General features: G+C 29.3%; 13 protein-coding genes. 5 read left to right on the top strand and 8 right to left on the bottom strand.

Features of this window, described 5'->3' with window-relative positions:
- Positions 1-180: 180 nt before the first annotated feature.
- From ACZJV1_RS12420 to ACZJV1_RS12430, 3 genes are read right to left on the bottom strand one after another with little or no spacing between them, the layout of a single operon-like run.
- Positions 181-1,572: an aminopeptidase gene (locus ACZJV1_RS12420; protein WP_460289317.1), complete on the bottom strand. Its 1,392-nt coding sequence runs from the start codon at positions 1,570-1,572 to the stop codon at positions 181-183.
- 58 nt (positions 1,573-1,630) lie between these two features.
- The gene (gene hprK, locus ACZJV1_RS12425; RefSeq protein ID WP_460289368.1) at positions 1,631-2,539 is read right to left on the bottom strand and encodes an HPr(Ser) kinase/phosphatase; all 909 of its coding nucleotides are present in this window, start codon (positions 2,537-2,539) and stop codon (positions 1,631-1,633) included.
- 16 nt (positions 2,540-2,555) lie between these two features.
- On the bottom strand, positions 2,556-2,747 hold the full coding sequence (locus ACZJV1_RS12430; RefSeq protein ID WP_291651300.1) for a DUF896 domain-containing protein: 192 nt from the start codon (positions 2,745-2,747) through the stop codon (positions 2,556-2,558).
- 300 nt (positions 2,748-3,047) lie between these two features.
- Between ACZJV1_RS12430 and ACZJV1_RS12435 the strand changes: the two genes are divergently transcribed.
- Positions 3,048-3,248 (top strand): hypothetical protein, encoded by a 201-nt coding sequence (locus tag ACZJV1_RS12435; RefSeq protein ID WP_411168216.1) that lies wholly within the window; start codon positions 3,048-3,050, stop codon positions 3,246-3,248.
- A gap of 431 nt (positions 3,249-3,679) precedes the next feature.
- Here ACZJV1_RS12435 and ACZJV1_RS12440 read toward each other — a convergent pair whose 3' ends face one another.
- Both ACZJV1_RS12440 and ACZJV1_RS12445 read right to left on the bottom strand, forming a co-directional pair.
- Positions 3,680-4,078, bottom strand: a complete 399-nt coding sequence (locus ACZJV1_RS12440; RefSeq protein WP_411168217.1) for a hypothetical protein — start codon at positions 4,076-4,078, stop codon at positions 3,680-3,682.
- A 16-nt stretch (positions 4,079-4,094) separates the two neighbouring features.
- Positions 4,095-4,367, bottom strand: coding sequence for a DUF1292 domain-containing protein (locus tag ACZJV1_RS12445; RefSeq protein WP_411168218.1), 273 nt, complete (start codon positions 4,365-4,367; stop codon positions 4,095-4,097).
- Positions 4,368-4,544: 177 nt separating this feature from the next.
- Here ACZJV1_RS12445 and ytaF point away from each other — a divergent pair, with 177 nt between their 5' ends.
- The gene (ytaF, locus tag ACZJV1_RS12450) at positions 4,545-5,168 is read left to right on the top strand and encodes a sporulation membrane protein YtaF (protein WP_463650325.1); all 624 of its coding nucleotides are present in this window, start codon (positions 4,545-4,547) and stop codon (positions 5,166-5,168) included.
- 36 nt (positions 5,169-5,204) lie between these two features.
- On the opposite strand, the gene ACZJV1_RS12455 is transcribed toward ytaF, so the two are convergent.
- The gene (locus ACZJV1_RS12455; RefSeq protein WP_463650326.1) at positions 5,205-10,304 is read right to left on the bottom strand and encodes an Ig-like domain-containing protein; all 5,100 of its coding nucleotides are present in this window, start codon (positions 10,302-10,304) and stop codon (positions 5,205-5,207) included.
- A 629-nt stretch (positions 10,305-10,933) separates the two neighbouring features.
- Positions 10,934-17,653: an alpha-amylase family glycosyl hydrolase gene (locus tag ACZJV1_RS12460; RefSeq protein WP_463650327.1), complete on the bottom strand. Its 6,720-nt coding sequence runs from the start codon at positions 17,651-17,653 to the stop codon at positions 10,934-10,936.
- Between the two features lie 427 nt (positions 17,654-18,080).
- Here ACZJV1_RS12460 and speD point away from each other — a divergent pair, with 427 nt between their 5' ends.
- From speD to ACZJV1_RS12475, 3 genes are all read left to right on the top strand, one after another.
- Entirely contained in the window at positions 18,081-18,500 is a 420-nt protein-coding gene (gene speD, locus ACZJV1_RS12465; RefSeq protein WP_411168222.1) for an adenosylmethionine decarboxylase, read from the top strand.
- A gap of 9 nt (positions 18,501-18,509) precedes the next feature.
- A complete protein-coding gene (speE, locus tag ACZJV1_RS12470) occupies positions 18,510-19,355 on the top strand; it encodes a polyamine aminopropyltransferase (RefSeq protein ID WP_411170709.1) in 846 nt (281 codons plus the stop codon).
- Between the two features lie 133 nt (positions 19,356-19,488).
- A complete protein-coding gene (locus ACZJV1_RS12475; RefSeq protein ID WP_411168223.1) occupies positions 19,489-20,631 on the top strand; it encodes a DUF4139 domain-containing protein in 1,143 nt (380 codons plus the stop codon).
- A 53-nt stretch (positions 20,632-20,684) separates the two neighbouring features.
- On the opposite strand, the gene ACZJV1_RS12480 is transcribed toward ACZJV1_RS12475, so the two are convergent.
- Positions 20,685-22,412: a methyl-accepting chemotaxis protein gene (locus tag ACZJV1_RS12480; RefSeq protein WP_460289322.1), complete on the bottom strand. Its 1,728-nt coding sequence runs from the start codon at positions 22,410-22,412 to the stop codon at positions 20,685-20,687.
- Positions 22,413-22,657: the final 245 nt, after the last annotated feature.

The following is a 22,657-nucleotide window of genomic DNA, read 5'->3' on the forward strand; positions in this document are numbered from 1 at the left end:
TATGTGAATAAAAAAAGTGGACATATATAAGTTTACTTATTCCGTCGCTCTGCTACAAATCAACGCAAACTTATATATGTCCACTTCCAAACTGAAGGTAAGGAAAGTATAAAATAAATCTATTTTTTAAATACAATCGCTAAAAGTCTTAAATATTCATATTTTCAAAGCTTTAAACTTTTATACTTCTTCTAAAAAGGCTTTATAGCCTCTCATAGTTTCATAAATATCTACTTTACTAGCTATTTCCCATGGAGCATGCATATTTTGAAGAGCTACTCCACAATCTATAACTTCCATATTATACTCTGCTAATATATAAGCGATTGTTCCACCGCCACCTTGGTCTACTTTACCAAGTTCAGCTGTTTGGAAAGAAACATCGCTCTTATCCATAACATTTCTAAGCCATGCCATAAATTCTGGATTTGCATCATTACATCCTGATTTACCCCTCGCTCCTGTATATTTACTAAATACAAAACCTTTTCCAAAGTATGCTGAATTTTTCTTTTCCATAACAGATGGATAATTAGGGTCATATGCAGCTGTTACGTCAGCTGATAGCATTTTAGAATTAGCTAAAGCTCTTCTTAATTTTAATCCTGAATACTCTCCTAGCCTATCCATAACCTCTGCTACTACATTTTCAAAGAATTTTGAGTGCATCCCAGTTGCACCATTACTTCCCACTTCTTCTTTATCTACTAACAAAACAACTGATGTGTATTTAGTTTGATCTAAGTCTAAAAGTGCCATTAATGAAGTATATGCACAAACTCTATCATCTTGGCCATAAGCCATAACCATACTTCTATCTAATCCATAGTCTCTTGCTCTTCCTGCTGGAACAACTTCAATTTCTGCTGATAAGAAATCTTCTTCTTCAAAATCATACTTTTCTTTTAAAAGTTTAAGTATATTTGCTTTAACAGCATCTTTTTCTTCTCCTTCTAGCGGCATATTTCCTACTAAAAGGTTTAAATCTTCACCTTCAATAACTACATTGGCTTTCTTTTGCATTTGATCTCCTGATAAGTGTATTAAAAGATCAGATATTCCTACAACTGGATCATTATTATCTTCACCTATAACTACGTCTATTTTTGTTCCATCTTTTTTAACAACTACTCCATGTAAAGCTAGAGGCAAAGTAACCCATTGATACTTTTTAACTCCACCATAATAATGAGTTTCCATCATAGCAAGATCTGAATCTTCATATAATGGATTTTGTTTTAAGTCTAATCTTGGGGAATCAACATGAGATCCTATTATCCTCATTCCTTTTTCTATAGGCTCTTGCCCTATAAGAAATAATGCTAAAGCTTTATCTTTATTATTTATAAAAACCTTATCACCAGGATTTAAGCTTTCTCCATTTTCTATAACTTCTTCTAAATCTCTATATCCAAGAGCTATTGCCATATCTATACTTGTTAAAACACACTCTCTTTCTGTTTTACATATAGACATATAATCTATATACCCATTACAGAAATCAAATAACTCTTCTTTTTTATCCTCCATATACTTTAACCAAGGATTTTTTTTATCTTCTTTTTTGCCCATAATTAGCCCTCCTAAATTTATTTATCATAAAATATTATAGATTTAATTATGTAAATTATTACTCTACTATTTTATCCATTCTACTTTCTATTATGTCTACAGGTGTTACATCTGACATAAGTGAGTGTCTATAATTTACAGCTGCAGCTTCTATTATTACTGCAATATTTCTTCCTGGTCTTACTGGTACTCTAAGTCTTTTTACTTTAACCCCTAAAATATCTTGACGTTCATCATTTAACCCCAATCTATCGTAATCTCCATCATCCTTCCAATGTTCAAAGTGCATTAGTAATTTTATATCTTTTTCTTGAAGTACAGAGCTTAAACCGTATAATGATGCTACATCTATTATTCCAATCCCCCTAACTTCAAGCATACCTATAGTTATTCTCGGAGACGTACCTATAAGCTCTCCATCTATTTCCTTTATATCTACTGCATCATCAGTTACTAATCTATGTCCTCTTTTTATAAGTTCAAGAGCAGTTTCACTCTTTCCTATACCGCTTTCACCTGTTATTAAAATACCTATACCATACACATCTACTAACACTCCATGAAGTCTAGTTTCTGGAGCTAATTCTCCCGCAAGGTATATAGTTAATTTACTCATAAATTTAGTTGTTACTAATTTAGTTCTTATCAACCAGACCTTATTTTTTTGAGCTGATTTAAGTAGTTCTTCTTGTGGCTCTAAATCTCTTGTTATCATTAAGCATTTTAAATTAAAACTAAAATATTTATCTATTCTTTTTTTACGTAATTCAATCCCCATAGCTTCTAGAAAGCTCCATTCTGCTTTACCTATTACCTGTATTCTCTCTGGGGCAAAATAGTTGTAAAATCCCGATAGCTGCAAACCTGGCCTATTTATATCATTAACAAAGATCTCTACATTTTTTTCACCTTCTACCAATACTTCCATATCAAAATCTTTTATTAATTTTTCAACTGTAACTGACAATTTTATCACCCTTCAATTAATTTCTTTTTTTCGGTTCTACTGTTTCTAATTGAGCTCTAAAGTTACTTTTTACACTATCTATATATCTTCTTCTTAAAATTTGTTGTTCTTCTTTTTCTGAGTCATTTAATCCTTCTTCTTTGCTTTTCTTATAAAGCTCATTAATTCTTTTAATTACATCATCCATTTTCATGTTTTGATAGTCCATCTTTAGTTCTCCTTTTCATTATTTAAATTTAAGTCTTTATTATATTTTAACCTCTATTTTAGTCAATATCAACTTATATAATTTCGACAAATGATAATATTTACATTTTTTATGAAAATATTTACTTCTCTATTTTTTGTAATTTATTACTTAATACGTCATATAATATAAGATTTTTCAGTAAAATTATATATAAATTTGTTGTTATTTGTTTTATGAATTCATTTTACATTATTATACTTTTTGGTATAATATTGTTATAACGAGATGTAATTTGTAAATAGATGGAGGTGCTACTAAATGATAAAGAAATGTAGAAGACAAATACTAATTAAGAAAGCTATACTTAACTTCTTACTAAGATATCTTTCTCCAAGTAATAGACTGATAATTTATCTTTCACAAGACTTGGACAAGCTTATCAGTAAATCACAAAAAAATATATATAAAAAGTATATTAGAAAATATTTTGGTAGCAACACTTTAAAAAAGGTTGCTTAAATATTTTACTAAATATTTAATATGTATTGTAATAACTACTTTATTTTATTTTATAAATTATTCAAATACTAATTTCTTATAAAAATAAAAAATATAAAAACTTTTTAAATTTATTTTAAAAAGTTTTTATATTTTTAAACAAAAAACACCTCATTACTGAGGTATTAATATCAAATATGTCCCAACATGCCATTCACTTAAATATTCATACCTGCTTCTCGCAGGTGGGTTAAACTCACCAATCCTCTGCCTTCTCCTGCCACTTAAAGTGAATTACTGAAGCCTGACATCGTCAAGGATGTTGTAAATCCCGTATATTCAATGTAGGTTGAATATTTTAAGCTTAGCGTACATCTCAGGATTTATTATGATTTAATTATAGCATAAATTATATCATATTCAATAGAAATTTTTACACATAGATATATATCTTAGCAAACAAATTCTTTTGCTACATCTTCTATAGATATGTCACTATCTTCTTCTGTGAATAATGCCATGAATTTAAGTCCTTCAAAATTTGATGGATCCATTTGAAAAGCCATCACCTCTCCTGATATTTCTAACTCTTCTACTATCTCTTCTATAATGTCTACCACTTCATCATTTCCATATTCATAAAGATATGGAAGAAAGTATTCAGTGTACCATTCACTGCTTTCTTCTTCATAATCACTTTCCTCATTTGAGTAGCTTCTAGCAGCATTTAAAACATCTTCATCAAACTCAAACAGAAATTTTACTAAAAACATTTCCTCTTCATTTTTTAGCTCTTCAATGTCTGACAATAAGTTTTCATCTAACATACTTATAATTTTATCAATTTTCATAATTTACCTCCTGAGATTAATATAATAATTTTCTATATTCTTTTTTTACAGCTAAAAATTCCTTATCATCTTCTACTAAATTTAATTCCTCTTTTCCATCTACTTCATCTACTCTAAATACATATACATCTTCAGAATTAACATCATCTATTGGAGCTAAAAGTAAATATTCTGTTTCCTCTAAATAAATCTTAGCTATTGCTTCAAATTCAACTTTATTTCCCTCTTCATCTAGGAATGTCATTATTTGCTTCTCTTCCTCATTTATGTTTAAATCTTTTTTATCCATTTTTATTCTCCTTTGAATTAAGTTATTCTCTAATATTTTATATTCAAAAAATCTTTTTTACCACTATTTTTTTATATTTTTTTATTTTTATCTTCTTATTTGTCTTAGTCATATTTTGTAACTATATGATTATTTTTTTCATATTATGAATTAATAATAATTTCAGAGGATAAATTTATGTTAGAAACAATACTATTAGTTTTATCTGTATCTATAGATTCATTCCTGGCAAGTATTGCATATGGAACTAATAAAATAAAAATTCCTCTAACATCTGCTCTTATAATAGATATAATATCAGCAAGTATGTTAGGGGTTTCTCTTGTAATTGGGGGATTTATACAAAATTATATTTCTATTAATGTTGCAAAAATAGCAAGTTTCCTTATACTTTTTGCTTTAGGCATATATAGACTTTTTGAAAGTCTACTTAAATCATATATAAAAAAAAATTCAAACAAACCTTCTCCTTTAACCTTCAAATTATTTGATTTCAATTTTGTTCTTCAAGTATATGCTGATGAAACAAAAGCAGATTTTGATAAATCCAAAATACTTACTTCTAAAGAAGCTTTTTATCTGGCTTTTGCTCTTTCTTTAGATAGTCTAGCAGTTGGATTTGGTAGTAGCCTTATTTATATTAATTATATTCAAGTTTTTATTGTTGCTCTTTTCATAGGAATTATAGCAATACTCCTCGGATCATTTATGGGAAGAAAATTTGTTGAAAGTACAAATCTAAACCTTTCATGGCTATCAGGTACAATGCTTATTATTTTTGCTTTTTTAAGAGTATTTTAAAAGCTGCTAGAAATATCCTAGCAGCTCTTTTAAAATTTATTTTTCTTTTACTTCTTTTTTCTTTTTCCTTAATACCATAAATGCACCTGCACCTACTATAATTAAGGCAACTATTAAACCGTACATAGGATTGTTTCCGCCTGTGCTTGGTAATGTAATTCCTCCCTTTCCTGAAGTGTTTCCTCCATTTGCTGAATCTTCAGCTTTTACAGTTATTTCAACAGTAGCTTTAAAGTTACCATCCTTAGTTGTAACTGTTATTATAGCTTTTCCTTTTCCTATTGCTGTTACTTTTCCATTTGCATCAACCTTTGCTACTCTTTCATCGCTTGATGACCAAGTAACTTCTTTATTTGTTGCATCTGCTGGTGTAATTGTAGCCTTTAATTCTAATGTTTCATTTACTTTAAGTTCTGCTGAAGTTTTGTCTAGGCTTACTCCTGTTACTTTTATTACTGGCAATTCACTTTCTTTTACAGTTATTTCAGCTGTAGCTTTAAAATTACCATCTTTAGTTGTAACAGTTATTGTAGCTTTTCCTGCTCCTACAGCTACTACCTTTCCATTTTCATCAACCTTTGCAACCTTTTCATCACTTGATGTCCAAGTAACTTCTTTATTTGTTGCATCTGCTGGTGTAATTGTAGCTTTTAATTCTAATGTTTCATTTACTTTAAGTTCTGCTGAAGTTTTGTCTAGGCTTACTCCTGTTACTTTTACTACTGGTATTTCTTTTGCTTTTACAGTTATTTCAGATGTAGCTTTAAAGTTACCATCTCTAGTTGTAACAGTTATTGTAGCTTTTCCTTCTCCTATTGCTGTTACTTTTCCATTTTCATCAACCTTTGCAACCTTTCCATCACTTGATGCCCAAGTAACTTCTTTATTTGTTGCATCTAATGGTGTAATTGTAGCCTTTAATTCTAATGTTTCATTTACTTTAAGTTCTGCTGAAGTTTTATCTAAACTTACTCCTGTTACTTTTACCACTGGCACTTCTTTTGCTTTTACAGTTATTTCAGATGTAGCTTTAAAGTTACCATCTCTAGTTGTAACAGTTATTGTAGCTTTTCCTTCTCCTATTGCTGTTACTTTTCCATTTTCATCAACCTTTGCTACCTTTTCATCGCTTGATGCCCAAGTAACTTCTTTATTTGTTGCATCTTCTGGTGTAATTGTAGCCTTTAATTCTAATGTTTCATTTACTTCAAGTTCTGCTGAAGTTTTATCTAAACTTACTCCTGTTACTTTATTGCTAGATAGATTTTCAATTTCAGCTGAATCTCTAACTCTTAATCTGTGTCCTTCAGGATCTTCTGAAGCAAGTCCTATAGCTGATACTTTATCTCCTACATTGATTCTAGTTTTCCATTCATCAGCTACTCCAGGATTTTTACTACTTCCAATGTATCCTTCAACATATACTCTTGATTCTCCAGTTCCATCATTTACAAATATATTTTGTCCATCAATTCTAGTTACTTTTCCTTCTACTTTTACTAAAAGTCCCTCTTTTTCTTCCAACATACTATCTTTAGTTGAAAGTTTAGTAGGCTCTACTAAGTTAATATTTTCATCAATAATTTGTAATCCTAAGCTTTCATTTTTAAGAGCAACTTGTGCATCTCCCAAATATGATGAAACTTTTCCTTTAATTCTTACTTTTTGACCTAATTTTACTGATGTAGTTGAAACTCCAAATACAGTTAATCCAGCAGTATCATCTTGAACATAAATAACATCAAAGAATGAATTTCCTGGTGCTGCAACATTTGAAGCTGCTGTTACATATCCTTCAACAACTACAGTTTCTCCAAATCTATCTGGAGTATTATCTTTATTTTCATCTATTCTAACACTTGATATCTTGCTTACAGGAATTTCTGGAGCTGCTGCCAATTCCTTGATAACTTTCTCAGTTATTTGATAATTTGAATAATCTAAACCATCCATTTCAAAATTTGAGAAGAATGTCGCTCCTGAAACTACTACTTTAGCTCCACTACTTAATGTTTCAACAGCTAAACCAACAACCTCACCTTTATTTACAGCTGTATTATCTCCTTGTTTGTCAGCATCATTTCCATAAGTAGTACTATGACCTTTTACTAAAACGTCTATATTGGAAGCATCTTTTGGCATAACAAGAGTTGATCCACTATAGAAACTATATTTCTTAGTTGTATCAATTCCATTTAGCCAACTGCTTTCTGTATTATAGTCGTTAAAGTATAATCTAAAGTTTTGACCACCATTTTCTACATCATCAGTAGCTTGGTCATCATTAAATCTTATTTTTGCACCTATCGCTTTAAGAACTGAATTACCTTGTTCTGCATTCCCATATTCACCTGTTGCATCACCGTAATCAGCCTTAGAAGTTATTGCTATATTTCCACCTTTTTCAATAAATCTAGCTATTGCAGCTAATTCATCAGAGGTATATTTTTGAGGTGATAATCCACTAGAAGTAACTGCTTTACTTTGAGGGTCTGATAGTATTAATAAAGATGCACCTTTTAAAACTTCATCTGTTATAGGCTCTTTATTTATAACCGCTTTAACATTGTTTTGTGCCATTAAAGCTGTTAAAGTTGTAATCTTTCCTGAGTAGTCTCCAGAAACATATTGATTTTGATGTGCACCATCTATTACAACCTTAGAAACTTCATTTGCTCCTAAAACTGAAACCTCCTTAGCTCCCTTAAACTCTCTTTCAACTCCATTTACAGTAGCAGTAACTTTTACTTGGAAAGAATAATCTCCTGCTTTATCAAATTTATATGGTAACTTTGCTACAGCTGTTGATCCAGAAGCTATAGATTCAATAATCTCTGTCTTTATTGCTTCAGTTCCATTATTTAAATAGTATTCTACTTTAACATTATTTATAGCAACTGCTTCATTGTTATATATAGTAGTTCCTATATTAAATTCTTCTCCAGCAACTATTACTTCTGTATCAGAATCTACTGTAGAAATTCCAACATTTTCCCTATCTCCAGCCCAAATTGCTGAAGTTACAGCTATATCTCTATCAGACTGGTCTACTCTTACATAGTAATATGAACTAACTGATTTATCTAAAGTAAATGACCATTCTTTAGTTGTAGAGTTTACGTTATCAATAGACTTAACAACTTTACCTCCATCTCCAATTATGGATATTTTCTTAATGGTATCTCCTGAATCCATATCCTCAACATTTACTTTAAAATCTAATGAATCTGTCTTTCCTAATATAGATCCCATTGTATTTCCATTAATTTCATAAGATATTTTTAAATTTTCATCTTCAGTTGCATAAACTCTTCTTTCTCTTATTGCTTCATAAACAGCATCTCTTGAAAGATTTGGAGCCTCTATAACTGTTCTAGCAGTATTTGCATTACCCCATCTACCTTTATGGTTATCTTGGTTGTTTGTTGGAGCAACATGCCACCCCTTATCTAATGCTCTAGTATAATATTCATATGAAGGGAAATAACCTGAGCTTCTGATAGCACCTTCACCATTTCCAACTTCTATTAATGTAACTTGTTTATCAATTTCTGCATCATAATATGCAAAATCACTAAAGTCTCCGAAAGTTTTACCTGGATGATTTAATTGAGATAATGATTGTTTTTGTGTCTTTAAAGTATTGTAGTAATTTTTCAAATCCATTTTGCTATTTGTTCTTGTTTCAAATCCCGGTGTATTAAATGTATTCATATGCCCATATCCACCAGTTGATCCAGACCAAGTCATTTCATACCCATAAATAGCTACAAAATTTCCATCTTTATTATATTTGTCTGCTGCACTTAATCCTTTTTTCCAAGCTTCACTCTTTGATCCATCACTTATATTAGCTAATTTATCATTATCAAACCAGTTTGAGTGATCTGTTACAGCTAAAAAGTCTACTTTTGCATTATTTTCAGCATATTTATATGCTTCATCTATAGTTCCAGTACCATCTGAAATGTTTGTATGAGAGTGAAGTTGTCCAAAATATAAATTCTTCTTTTGCTCTCCAATTGTAAATTTCCACTCTTGTTCAGTTAAATTGCCTAATGTATCCTTAACTTGAACTAAAACAGTATGAGCACCATCAGATAAATCCTTATCAACTAAATATTTTATAGTATTTCCTTCCTTAACTATGTTACCGCTTACAATTTGACCATCAATTGATAATTTAACTGAAGTCATATCTACGCCTGTTTCATCTTGGAAAGTAGCACTAATCTCTGGTCTTCTTAAATCACCTATATTTTGTCCACTTGCAGGTTTTAAATTACTAACCGTTGGTCCTACTTTGTCAACACCCTTAGTTACAGTAACTTTACATGTTGCTTTTATATTAGGTCTTACTGTTGATTTAACTTCTACAGTTGTTTGTCCCTCTTTAACAGCTGTAACCTTTCCATTAGAGTCTACTGCTGCTATTTCTGGATTTAGGCTTGTATATTCTACAGCCTTTTCTGTTGTATTTTCAGGGATATACGCAATTGTTAATCCTTTATTTCCCCCAACTTCCAAAGATATACTTTCATCAATGCTTAATCCAGTTAATGCAATTTGTTCTACAGTACCATCGTTGTGTACTATAGTAAAATTATCTATGTTAATTCTTTTATCTTTTGTGCCAATAACATTAATTTTAAATCTAACATTACCTGCTTCATTAATGGCAAACTTTTCTTCTTTTAAATCTTTTGTTATAGAATTTGATGATCCAACATCTACCCAACTTACTCCAGAATCAATAGATTTTTGAATTTTTAAAGTAGCTCCAGAATCATTCCCATAATATGCATGTGATAAAATTATCTCTTTTACATTAGTAACATCAAAATTCATAGCTATGAAACCTTCTGATCTTACCCTTGCAGCTATAGAATCTATTCTCTTGTCAGCCTCTTGCTTTCCTTCCATTGCATTACTAAACTTCCAAGAACCAGTTTCTAATTCGACATCTGCTTCCGTATAATTTCCTTTTTTAAGCTTCTCAAAATTTTCAATGACTACATTTTTATTTAACTCTTCAGCCTTAGCTACTAATGTTGTAAAATTAGTAAAGAAATTGGATACAACCATTGTAAAGGTTAACACAAAACTCAGCAATCTAAGTTTCTTTTTATATTTCACTTTATTATCTCCCCTTTTTATTGTTTTTAATACATTTTCCCAAACTTCGTTTCTGATATTGATTGTACTTAGTTTTCCTAATTACATCCCTCCTCAGTTTATGCTCCCTAATCTATTCTTATTTAAATTTGAGATGATATTATGCTACCTAATTAATTATCTTATACTAGAATTTAGAAGCGCTTCATCTCACTTTAAATAATTTTAAGTAAGCACTTAGTATAAGTTTTTTATTATGTCTTCTGTTAATTAGGTCAAACTCAAAATGCGGATTTTAAATAAAGTTTTTTCTATACCTTTCTATAGAATCCCCCCTTGTCTTTCACTTATTTAATTTTATCACTTAGTAAACGTTTTTTTAGTCGAATAGATTGTTATTAAATATTTTTTTTATTCCATATTTCAGCAAAATAAATTTAATTAACTTAATTTTCCATATTTTAAATAACAATTTCTTATATTTTTTTATTTAATGATACTATATATTAAATTTTTAACATTATGTTAATTAAATTAGTCACATTATTTTAAGTAAAGTCTTATGTAAAAATATTAAATAAATTTAAAAAATGGATTATGCTTTATTTAAAACATAATCCATTTGCTTTTATTAATTACTATTTATATTTTTACTTTACAAGCTTTGATTTTTTGTTAAATATGAAATACACTCCTGCGCATAATAATATTAATCCAAATATTAAAGCATTTATAGGATTATTTCCTCCTGTAGCTGGTAAAGTTATTCCTTTTCCATTAGTAGATTTTTCTGCAATTATAAACTTACTAAAATGTGATGTTTTAAATGTTACTTCATTTCCATTTATAGTTGTTTCTAATTGTCCAAATGTCTTAGTTTCTTCATTATAATAGAATACAGCTAAGTTATCTTTATTTAATCCTTTTAAGTCCTCATCTGTTAATTTTAATGTTATAGTTGCAACTCCATCTTTAAAGTTGTGAATCTTAACTATTTCATTACCTGTCTTAACATATAAGTTAAATTCAAATACTTTTTTAACTCCCTTTATCCTTGAAGTAATAGATGAATCTTCTTTAATATTCATTTCAAAAATAATACTTGAACCTTCTTTTAATAAATCTTTATCTATTATACTAAATGGTAATAATATAATATGCTCACTATTCTTAATTTCTAAAGATCCATTTCCAGTTTTAATAGCTCCTATATCCTTTACTTCAAGTTTTAATTCATTTGATGGATTCTTTATAACTATTTCATTTTTGCCATTAGGATTTTCTACTTTTTCAACTACATTTTCTATAGGATTAGTATTTCCACTATTCTCCTTATCACTATTTACAGTGATTTCACATATAGCCTTAAAGTTTTCTTCTCTAGCTGTAACAGTTATTATTGCTTTTCCTGCTCCTACTGCTGTTATCTTTCCATTTTCATCAACCTTTGCTACTTTTTCATCGCTTGTTTTCCATGTAACATCTTTATTAGTTGCATCTGCTGGTGAAATTGTTGCCTTTAATTCTAAATTTTCATTTATATTTAATTCTGCTGAAGTTTTATCTAAGCTTACTCCTGTCACTTTTACTACAGGTACTTCTTTGTCTTTTACAATTATTTCAGCTACTGCTTTAAAGTTTCCATCTTTAGTTGTAACTGTTATTGTAGCTTTTCCTGGTGCAACTGCTACTACCTTTCCATTTTCATCAACTCTCGCTACTTTTTCATCACTTGTTGTCCAAGTAACATCTTTATTTGTTGCATCTGCTGGTGAAATTGTTGCTTTTAATTCTAAACTTTCATTTATCTTTAATTCTGCTGAAGTTTTATCTAAGCTTACTCCTGTCACTTTTACATCTTCTGGTTTTTCTTCATCTGGATTTGCTGTACAATTAATTTTCATTGTAATAGTCTTAGTTGCTTGTCCAGCTCTTCCATCATCAGTGTACCAAGGTAAATCAATAGTTTCCTGTGTAGGCTCTATATGAAGTTTGAATTCATTAATTCCATATTTTAATTTAATGCCTTCTACATATACATTGCCATATTGGTCCATGGCATTTGGATATAATGTATTTATATCCTTATCATTTATTGTAAATGCAACCCCATATGGAACTTGAGCCTTTAAAGTAAATTCCTTTTCATTAGTTTCATATTCAATATTATCTCCATAAGAAATTCTTGGCATAGAAACCATCATTGGCATATCACCCCAACGAAGTACATAATCATCAACAACCATTGCATTTCCACCTTGGTTCTTAACAGTTAACTTCATATTGGTATCTGTCGAACTATATGCCCAATTTCCATAATCATCTGTATCATTTGCAAGACGCGTGTGGCTTGTAAAGGCTTCTGTGCCCCATGATCCCCTAGTATATTTATATTGAATACTCTTACCTGCCATCATCTTAAATTTATATTCTACTATATCTCTAGATGTTGCTCCACTAGGTACAGTAAGTCTTCCACCTGCAGCATTCCATCCATTTAAATCACCAGCTATAAAAATATCATCAGTTGCTGGTGTATAATTTGGAATATGAAGTCTTAATGTTACATCTACCATAACCAATGTTGGTGTAACGCTCTTTTCTTCTGAATATGCTCTATTGTAGAACTTATCATAAGCTGCTACTTTATAAGTATAATTTTTATCATTACTTACTGTGAAATCTGCAAATTCTTTTGAACTCTTATCTACTACTGCAATTTTTATAAACTCTCCATTATCTTCCTTACGATATATATCGAATCCTTCTACATCTACTCCATCTGATGCCCATTCAAGCTTTGATCTATTAGATTCTACAATTATATCATTTAATACTGGAGCTTTTGGTGCAGTGTTATCTTCAGGATTCATAATAGCTTTCATTGATACTTCACTTGACTCTGTATAAGTATCTCCTGCATTTGTTGTAGCTTTTGCAAAATAGTTATATACTCCTGCTTCTGCTGGTTCAAAAGTTGCATAATAAAATTTTGATCCATCTTCTAAATCTGATTTATATCTCAATTTAGTGGTATTTGAATTTTCTCTTAAAGTTCCATCTTTATAATACATTAATTTAGCTTCAAAATTTGGAATATCTTTTCCTTTATATTCTTCTTTATCTGTTAATCCTGGAATATCTATATTTACGGTTATTTCTTCAGTTTTGTTTCCTATTCCAATAATTAAATCTTTTACTATACTTGGTAAACTAATTGACTTAATATTAAAGGATGGTAGTGCTGTTACCGCATCACTAAATTCACTTTCGCCACCATCTTTAACTGCTGTAACATAATAATAATATCTTATTCCATCAACTACATTTTTATCAATAAATGTATTATTAACCCCTTCTCCAACTTTTTCAGCTTTTTGTCCTTCAAGATTAGTTCTATACACATTATACTTACTTGCTCCCGATACTTTCCTCCAAGTTAAAGTTACCTTTCCTTGTTCTGGAATAGCCTTAAGGTCTTGTACTTTCTCAACACTTACTATATTGTTTGTGGATACCATCATAAGTCCTGTTTGTGCTGGAATTATAATTTGAACCTTTCCGTTTTTCACTGTTGATGATATATTTCCATATAGTTCATCTTTCAATATTAAGTTATCTGGTAAAAACCCAGTTACATCAGCTTCTATAGTCTTAACTTCAGTTGACTGATTTATTACTAGCAATGCACCCTTTTCTGAATTCTTTCTTGCATATGCAATTACGTTATCATTTGCATATGCTGTTTGAATTTCACCTGTTGCAAATAAATCAAGATTTTCATTTCTTACTCTTGCTGCATTTTTATAAACATCAAATAACTCTGCATATCTACCTACACCTGAGAAATCACCATTTGATTCTAAAACTCTTTCCCATGGGAAAGTTCTTCTTGAATCTGGATCCTTAGTTCCTGTTACCCCAACTTCATCTCCATAATAAATAGTAGGCGCCCCTGCATATCCCATTTGGAATATTGCAGTTAATGCTTGTAATTTTAAGGCATTGTCTGAAGCCTCTGGTGCAATTTTTGTATTTTCTTCTTCCCATGTTGGATTATCCATTTTTGTAATATTTCTAATTGTATCATGAGAATCAACTAAATTTATCATTGCTTGCCATGCCTCTTTTGGATAATTCTCTCTAATTACTTCTAATGCATTGTTGAAATTTACTGAGTTACCACTTAGTATATAATTTTGAAGTGCTGCTCTAAACTGATAATTCATTACTGAGTCAAATTGATCTCCTAATAAGTAGTGGGTTGCAACTCCCCATTCTTCTCCTAAGATAATTGGATCATCTATTACATTTCCATTAACATCTAATCTTCCTTTTGTCGACTTAACAGCTTCTCTAAATTTTTGCCATGTACTTGTCGATACATCTGGAGCAACGTCTAATCTCCAACCTCCTGCTCCCATCCACATCCATCTTTGAGATGCTGCAAACTTCATTTTCTCCTCAGCCTCTTTATCACTTAAACCAGTTAAATCATGGCCAATAACATTATCTCTGTAATCTACATTATTCCATTCATGATTTCCTGGAATAGCTAAGCTATCCCCATTTTGTGGAGCTTTAGCATCCATTACTGGTAATGAATCGAATCCCCACCATCCCTCATAATTATAATGTTGATCTTTTTTATCTAACATATTACCATCTTTATCTCTTATTAGCCATTGATTTTCAATCTTAAACCAAGTTGTAAAACCAAAGTCTTCTGGGTAAGAATAGTTCTTTCCTGTTAAGGGGTTCTTAATACTTTCATATTCTTTTATAACTTCCTTTTCTGCTTTATCTTGAGATTTACCTGTATTTACTTTATCCCATACCTTTTTCCAATACTCATATGCACCAATTTCAGGATATTTTTCGTACCTATCAAAATATATAGAGTCATCACCAACGTGATTAAACACTCCATCAGCTATCAGCTTAATCCCATTTTCTTCAGCTGCCTTTGCAAAAGCTTGATATACTCTATCTGAAGCTGCTCTTGTTGCTTCATAATTTAACCCTGAATTAGGATCTCCATCTTTATTATATACAGGTTGTCCAAACATAGGATCTAGAGATTTATAATCAGTAGCATCATATTTATGATTAGATGCTGCCCAAGCTACAGGATTTAGATAAATTGCTGTTATACCTATAGATTTTAAGTAATCAAGTTTATCTTCTATTCCTTGAATATCTCCACCATAAAATTCATTTGTCCATATATTATCTGTTTTTGAATTTGGATAATACGGTTTATTTTCAGGTGTTGCATGTCTAGGATTTTCAGGATAATCTCTCCAGCTACCCCATACTTGTGATGAAGCTGGATCATTTTCTACTCCTCCATCATAATATTGAATTTCATATCTTTTAAGCGTTCCATCAGTTCCAATATATCCACGATATCCGTCTAATAATTTTGCTCTATTATTATCTTTATTCCCATCAAAAAATCTATCTGGGAATATTTGATATACAACTGAATCCTTCATCCAATCTGGAGTTTTATAATCTTTATCGTAAACTGTTAAGTTATATGGTAATGCACCCTCTTCTACAACAGCTCCTTGCCCTCCACTTAAGCTATCATCTCCATATTCAAGCTTAGTTTTTCCATCTACTAATATAAACTTATAACCCCATATTCCAATCCCATTAAACTCTGTTTTTGAAATTATTGATTCATAATAATCCGTTTCTCCTATTGTAGTTGCTTTTCTCATATCATAGCTTTTTGCTACTCCACTACCATCTATAAGTTCAATCTTTGCAACTTGAACATCATCTTTAGCAACTCCAATTCTTAATGTTAAATCTTCACTTTCTTCTTTTATTGCACCAAATGGTTTTTTATAGGTAATACTTCTTGAATCAAATTTAATTGCTGATTTATTTATAAGACCATCAAAATTACCTTCTGTTGCTTTATAATTATGAGTTAATTTTTTATCACCCTTATGATTAATTGTAAATACAACATCTACTGGATCTAAAGTATTTACTACTAAATTACTTCCTTTTTCATCAGCTCCATAGTTTTCACTACTCCAATCAGACCCAAAAACTACTTTAGCTTCAAATTTTCCTGCTGGTAAATTTCTTTGTAACTTATATATACTACCATCAAAATAGTAATCAACAAACATCTGTTTAGCCTTATCTGGAGCCCATTCACCTTCCCCAAAAACTTTTTGAATATCTCCAACTAACCTTGGCCATTTATCATTACTTAATTTTGGAGCATATTGTTCCAATCCATTAACTCCTGAAATATTTATTCTAGCCTGATTTAATTCTTCATTAATATAAAAATTAACTTTAGTTTTTTCAGATAAATTTATAGTAAAATTGTCTCCATTATTACTAAATCCATCCCAAGTTCCATTTTTTACAATTTTAAATTGATGCTCACCAGCTGGTAATACTGTTGAGTACTCATAAAAACCATCAACTAAATGTTTTAATTCAGTATCTGGATTATTATTTGACCATCCTTGGAATGATCCTGCTACATACCATTTATTTTTTCCACCTGGTTGATTAATGAGTTCATCTGGAGTTATTTCTCCATTTCCTGGATTCTCTTCATTTAATGTTGGTTTAACATAATATGTTGTATCATCAGAAGCCTTATAATAAACTTCTAAATTACCATTACAATCTAAGTATGCTAAATCTATTAATTTATCATCTCCATCCTTAGATACCCATCCAGCTGTTCTAATTATGATTCCTACATTTTTATTTGATTTAGTTATATTAGTAAATGATAAATTTGATGATTTACCAAAATCATTAGAATCTGTAAATAAGCCTACTTTATCTTCAGATCCATCTATTCCTCCATCTACCCAATTCCATAGATTCCATTTATCGTAATTTCCGTCAGGTCTATTATAGTTTACTTTAATATTGATTTTTGAAAAATCCTTATATAAATCTGAGTACTCAACACTTTTTTCTTTAGGATTTTCCTTATCTATAGTTCCAGCTGTAATTATGATTTCAGTTTCACCTTTAGCTAAATCATATTTTATATCTTCATTAGCTTTAGCTTCCCATTCACCTTTTTTTACAACAAGTCCAAGTTCACCTGATTTTGGTACATCAATTACTGCATATACACCTTTATCATCCTTATGTGTAAATTCAACTGAATGCCCATTCTTTTGAGGCCACCAAGACCAAATATTCCATCCATTATAATCTCCATCTTCTTTTAAAAATCTAACTTTTACCTTTTGACTTTCGGTAGTTCCTGCTTTAACTACTTTATTAGGAATAGGTATTAATGTTAGAAAAAATAGTATAACTGTAAAGATACTTAGTTTAGCTTTGTGTTTAAGAATATTATTTACCCTCATAAAAATCCTCCCTTTTATTTAATTATCAAAGATTTCATTAACGGAAACGTTTCCATAAAACTCTATATTTAACTTAACAAAATTTAATAAGAAACACTTCTTAACCCAATTGTAAATGATTACTAGAATTTTTTCTATACATTTTATTTTTTTTGGATATTAATACAAAATAATAAAATATAAACTATATATTTAAGGCTAATATAATACGAAGTTATATTATACTTAGTGTTTCTTTATACAAAAAATACTTATTGACAACATTTCTCCTCACTGCTAGAATAATATAGTTAGTATAGTTTAACTTCAAGTTTACTATTACTAAACTTTTGTGCGATTTTAGGAGGTTTCATGAGTGAAGCATTTTTGTTAGTTAAATACTTATCTGTTGGATAGAATCAAATTTTAAATTTATGGAGGGATTTTTATGAAAATTGAACAACTAGGAAGACATATTTTAGTGGAATACTATAACTGTGATAAGGATATCTTAAAAGATCATTCTATTATTGAGGAGCATATGAAAGAAGCTGCTATTGTTTCTAATGCAACAATAGTTACTAGCTGTTTCCACAAATTTAATCCCTGGGGAGTAAGCGGTGCTGTTATAATCCAGGAATCTCATCTTACAATTCATACATGGCCTGAATATGGTTATGCATCTGTAGATCTATTTACTTGTGGTGATACTGTTAACCCTTGGCTTGCTTTTAAATATCTTGAAGATGCATTAAAAGCTGATAGAAGTGAATCTACTGAAGTTGCAAGAGGTTTAGTCGACAAAGTTAAAACTTTTTCTAATGGTGCATACGATAATATTCAAGTAAAACATAAAATGGAGGTGTAGGATATGGATATGGAATTATGGTACACAGAAAATCAAACCCAAAATGTAAATTTTTCTATGAAAGTTAAAAATCACTTGTACTCACATCAAAGTCCATTTCAAAAAATAGACGTTTTAGATACTTATGAATTTGGAAGAGTACTTGTAATTGACAACTGGACAATGGTTACAGAAAAAGATGAATTTATCTACCATGAAATGATAACTCATGTAGCTATGGCTACTAATAAAAATATAAAAAATGTATTAGTTATAGGTGCTGGTGATGGTGGCACTGTTAGAGAATTAACTAGATATGAAACTATTGAAAATATAGATATGGTTGAAATAGATGAAGCTGTAGTTATAGCTTCAAAAGAACACTTACCATTTACTTCAAATAAATTAGATGATAAAAGAGTTAATTTATTTTTTGAAGATGGAATAAAATTTGTAAAGGGAAAAGAAAATTTATATGATTTAATTATAGTAGATTCAACTGATCCAATTGGACCTGGAGAAGGTTTATTTACTACAGAATTTTATAAAGATTGCTTTAATGCTTTAACATCAAAAGGAATCTTAATAAATCAATGTGAAAGCCCTTATTATCCACATAATGCAAGAGAAATGAAAAGATCCTTTAGTAAATTAAAAGGAATCTTTAATATTTGTGAAGCATATCAATATCACATGCCTACATATGCTTCTGGTCATTGGATGTTCTGCTTTGCATCTAAAGAATTACATCCTATAAAAGACTTTGATGCTAATAGTTGGAGTGCTTTAGGGTTATCAACTAAATATTATAATACTGATTTACATGTAGGTGCTTTTATGCTTCCTAACTATGTAAAAGAATTATTAAATAAATAACCAAAATAATCCATAAGGTAATATAAACCTTATGGATTATTTTAGTTATGTCTATTTATATACTAAATATATTCACCTTATAATATTCATTATACTAATATACTAATATAATCAATTATTATAAGGGGTTTTAATGTATATAAAGTCTACAAACTTACAAAATAAAAATCTTTCAATAACAGTTTATAATAATGTAGCACTTATAAATGAAACAAGAGAAGTTCTTAAAAGTAAAATAGATCCTTCTTCTTATGTTACTATTGAGTATTTTGATATAAGTAAATTTATAAACGAGACATCTGTTGTTGTTATAGGTATGAATGATATTTTAATGAACTTTAACTATCTTTGTTGTAACAGTAAAAAAAATCTTGATATATTGCCTTGCAATAGTTGTGAAAATTTAATACCTAATTCAATTTTGATTCAAGGTGATGGTATTAAGTCAAGAGAAATAACCACATATTATTTAACTGATAACATTAAGTGGTATAGTAGCTATGTAATAATCCTAGAGGAAGAAGTATTATCAATCCACTCATGGTTTAACTTAATAAATAAATCTGGTATAGACTATGACAATGTAACTTTAAAATTTGTTGCAGGAGATGTTAACTTAGATTATAAAAGTTTAGTTCTTCATGATAAATCTATTAAATCTACAGAATTGCAAAGCTACACTACTCCAATTGAAGAAATGTCTGATTATTATATTTACACAGTTCCTAATAAATATAAACTTACCAATAATACACTAAAAAGAATAAAAAATTTTTCTAGTGAAAATGTAAAGTACAATAAACTTTATGATTTCGGATACAATAATGTAAATGCTAATATTATAATTAAATTTCAAAATACAACTGATAATAATTTAGGCTTTCCTCTGCCTTCTGGTAGTATAAACACTTATACTGGTTATGACGGTAATTTTGAATTTTTAGGTGGAAGCTCTATAAAAGATATTGCTAAGGATAGGGAGGTTTCCTTTATTATTGGAAATGCCTTTGATGTTACTTCTCAAAGAAATGTAATAAACTATCAAAAATATAAAGATTATATCTTTAAAGAAGTACAATATATACTTACTAATACAAAACAAGAAGCTATTAATATAAAAATATGTGAACCAATTTTTTCTCCTTGGCAAATGGATTTTTCTACTGATAATTATGATAAAGATAAGAATGGCAACCCTTGTTTCCAAACGGTAATGCAACCTAACTCAAAAAAGGAAATATTATTTAGCTACAAATATGATATTAATCCAACGTAATTAAAAAGGATAATATGAAAATAAATTTATTTTTCATATTATCCTTTTTAATACTATTCTCTTATCTTAAATATATCTATAGATTTTTTCAAATTTTCAGAGCTTTCTTTTGCTGTATTTGAATTTATCATGGTTTTATCTGACTTGTTACTAGCTTCTACAATTTTATTACTAATACTAGTTATTCCTTTACTTCCCTCTATTGTAGCTTTAGAAACTCCATTCATTATATCTGAAATCTCCTTAATAGATAACAATAAGTCGCTTGAAATTTTATTGAATTCCTTTACAATATTATCTATTAACACTCCATCTTTTCCATATGTTTCTGTAACTGCTATCATATTAGAAAATTCTTTTTGTAAATCTTCATCCATAAAATTAATTAAGTTATTTGAACTATCTATAAGAGTATTTACCGCATTTGAAATATCCATGCCTGTTTCTTTTATTTTTATTACAGAATCCTTTGATGCTTCTGCTAGCTTTCTTATTTCTTCTGCTACAACTGCAAATCCTCTCCCGGCTTCCCCTGCTCTAGCTGCTTCTATTGATGCATTTAAAGCTAAAAGATTTGTTTGTTCAGTTATTTCTATAATAATCTCTGACAACTGGTATATCTTATTAATTACTTTTGTTTGCTCAATTGCTTTTCTTAATATATCTTTAGATTCACCTAAAATATTGTTTGTGTTTTCAAGTCCTAAGCTAACAAAACTCTTATTATCTAAAGCTCTTTTACTTATTTCACTCGCTATTTTAGAACCATCATTTGCTTTATTTGCAATTAACTCTGCTGACTTCTCTATATTTTGTATAGAATGTCCTACTTCTTGAGTTGAAGCTGACGTTTCTTCCATTACTGCTGTTATTTCTTCTGAAGTAGCAGCCATATTTTCTAATCCTGTATTTAAATCATATATATTATTGTTTATGTTTACAATTGAAACTTCTGTATTTTTAGATTCTAGTTTTACACTACTTATTAAATTACTTAAGGATTCCTGAATTGTACTTATATACTTTAATATAACACCAAGCTCATCTTTCCTATTTAAAATTTTATTATCTATTTTCCTTGAAAAATCACCTTTTGAAATTATTTCCATTTCATTTACAGCTATTTTAAGAGGTTTAACTATATTTCTTGTTATAATAGCCGCTGCTATTATTCCTATTAAAAGTACTGATATTATACTTATAATTAATAATACTATAAGTTTTTGTACAGCTTCTTGATTTTCAGTTTTTATACTTTCCGCTAAGGTATTACTATAGTTTGCTAATTTGTTTAACTGATATCTAAAGCCTTCTCCAAAATTTAATTCTATTTCCTCAAACTTCTTCTTGGCTTCAGAACCATTACCTGACATAGCTAAATCAATAATCTTTTTTTGCTCTTCTCTATATGGTTTTATTTTATCTTCTAATCCTATTATTGCTTTACTTGAATATTCATCAATATCTATATTTTTATAATTGCTAAAGTTTTTATCAAAGTTTTCTTGACTTTTTATAATTTCATCATACTCTTCTTGTTGAAAAGCTTTATTGTCAGTATTTAAAATTATTTTGTATATACTTGATTCGATACTTCTCTCTTCATTTATGCTATTACTTAGGCTTATTACTGAAGAAAAATTTTCATTATACATCTTTTGCATTCTTTCATCTGCCTTATTAATTTGGAATATTCCAATCCCACCTATAATAAGCATCATAATAGTTAGAGTTGTTGTTAATATAAATATTTTAACTCTAACTTTTAAATTTTTAACCATAGCTCCACCTCACCCATATTGTAAATTTAATACAATTTAATTATCCATTATAGCGTGTTTTTAGTCAAAATATTCTTTATATATTGTCAAAATTTTATAATAATTATCAATATATTATATAAAAAAGTGGACATATGTAAATTTACTTATTCCGTCGCTTCGCTCCAAGTCAACGCAAACTTACATATGTCCACTTACAAACTGAAGGTAAGGAAAGTATAAAACAAATCTACTTTTTCACATTG

The organism is Clostridium sp. LS3, from assembly GCF_055330225.1.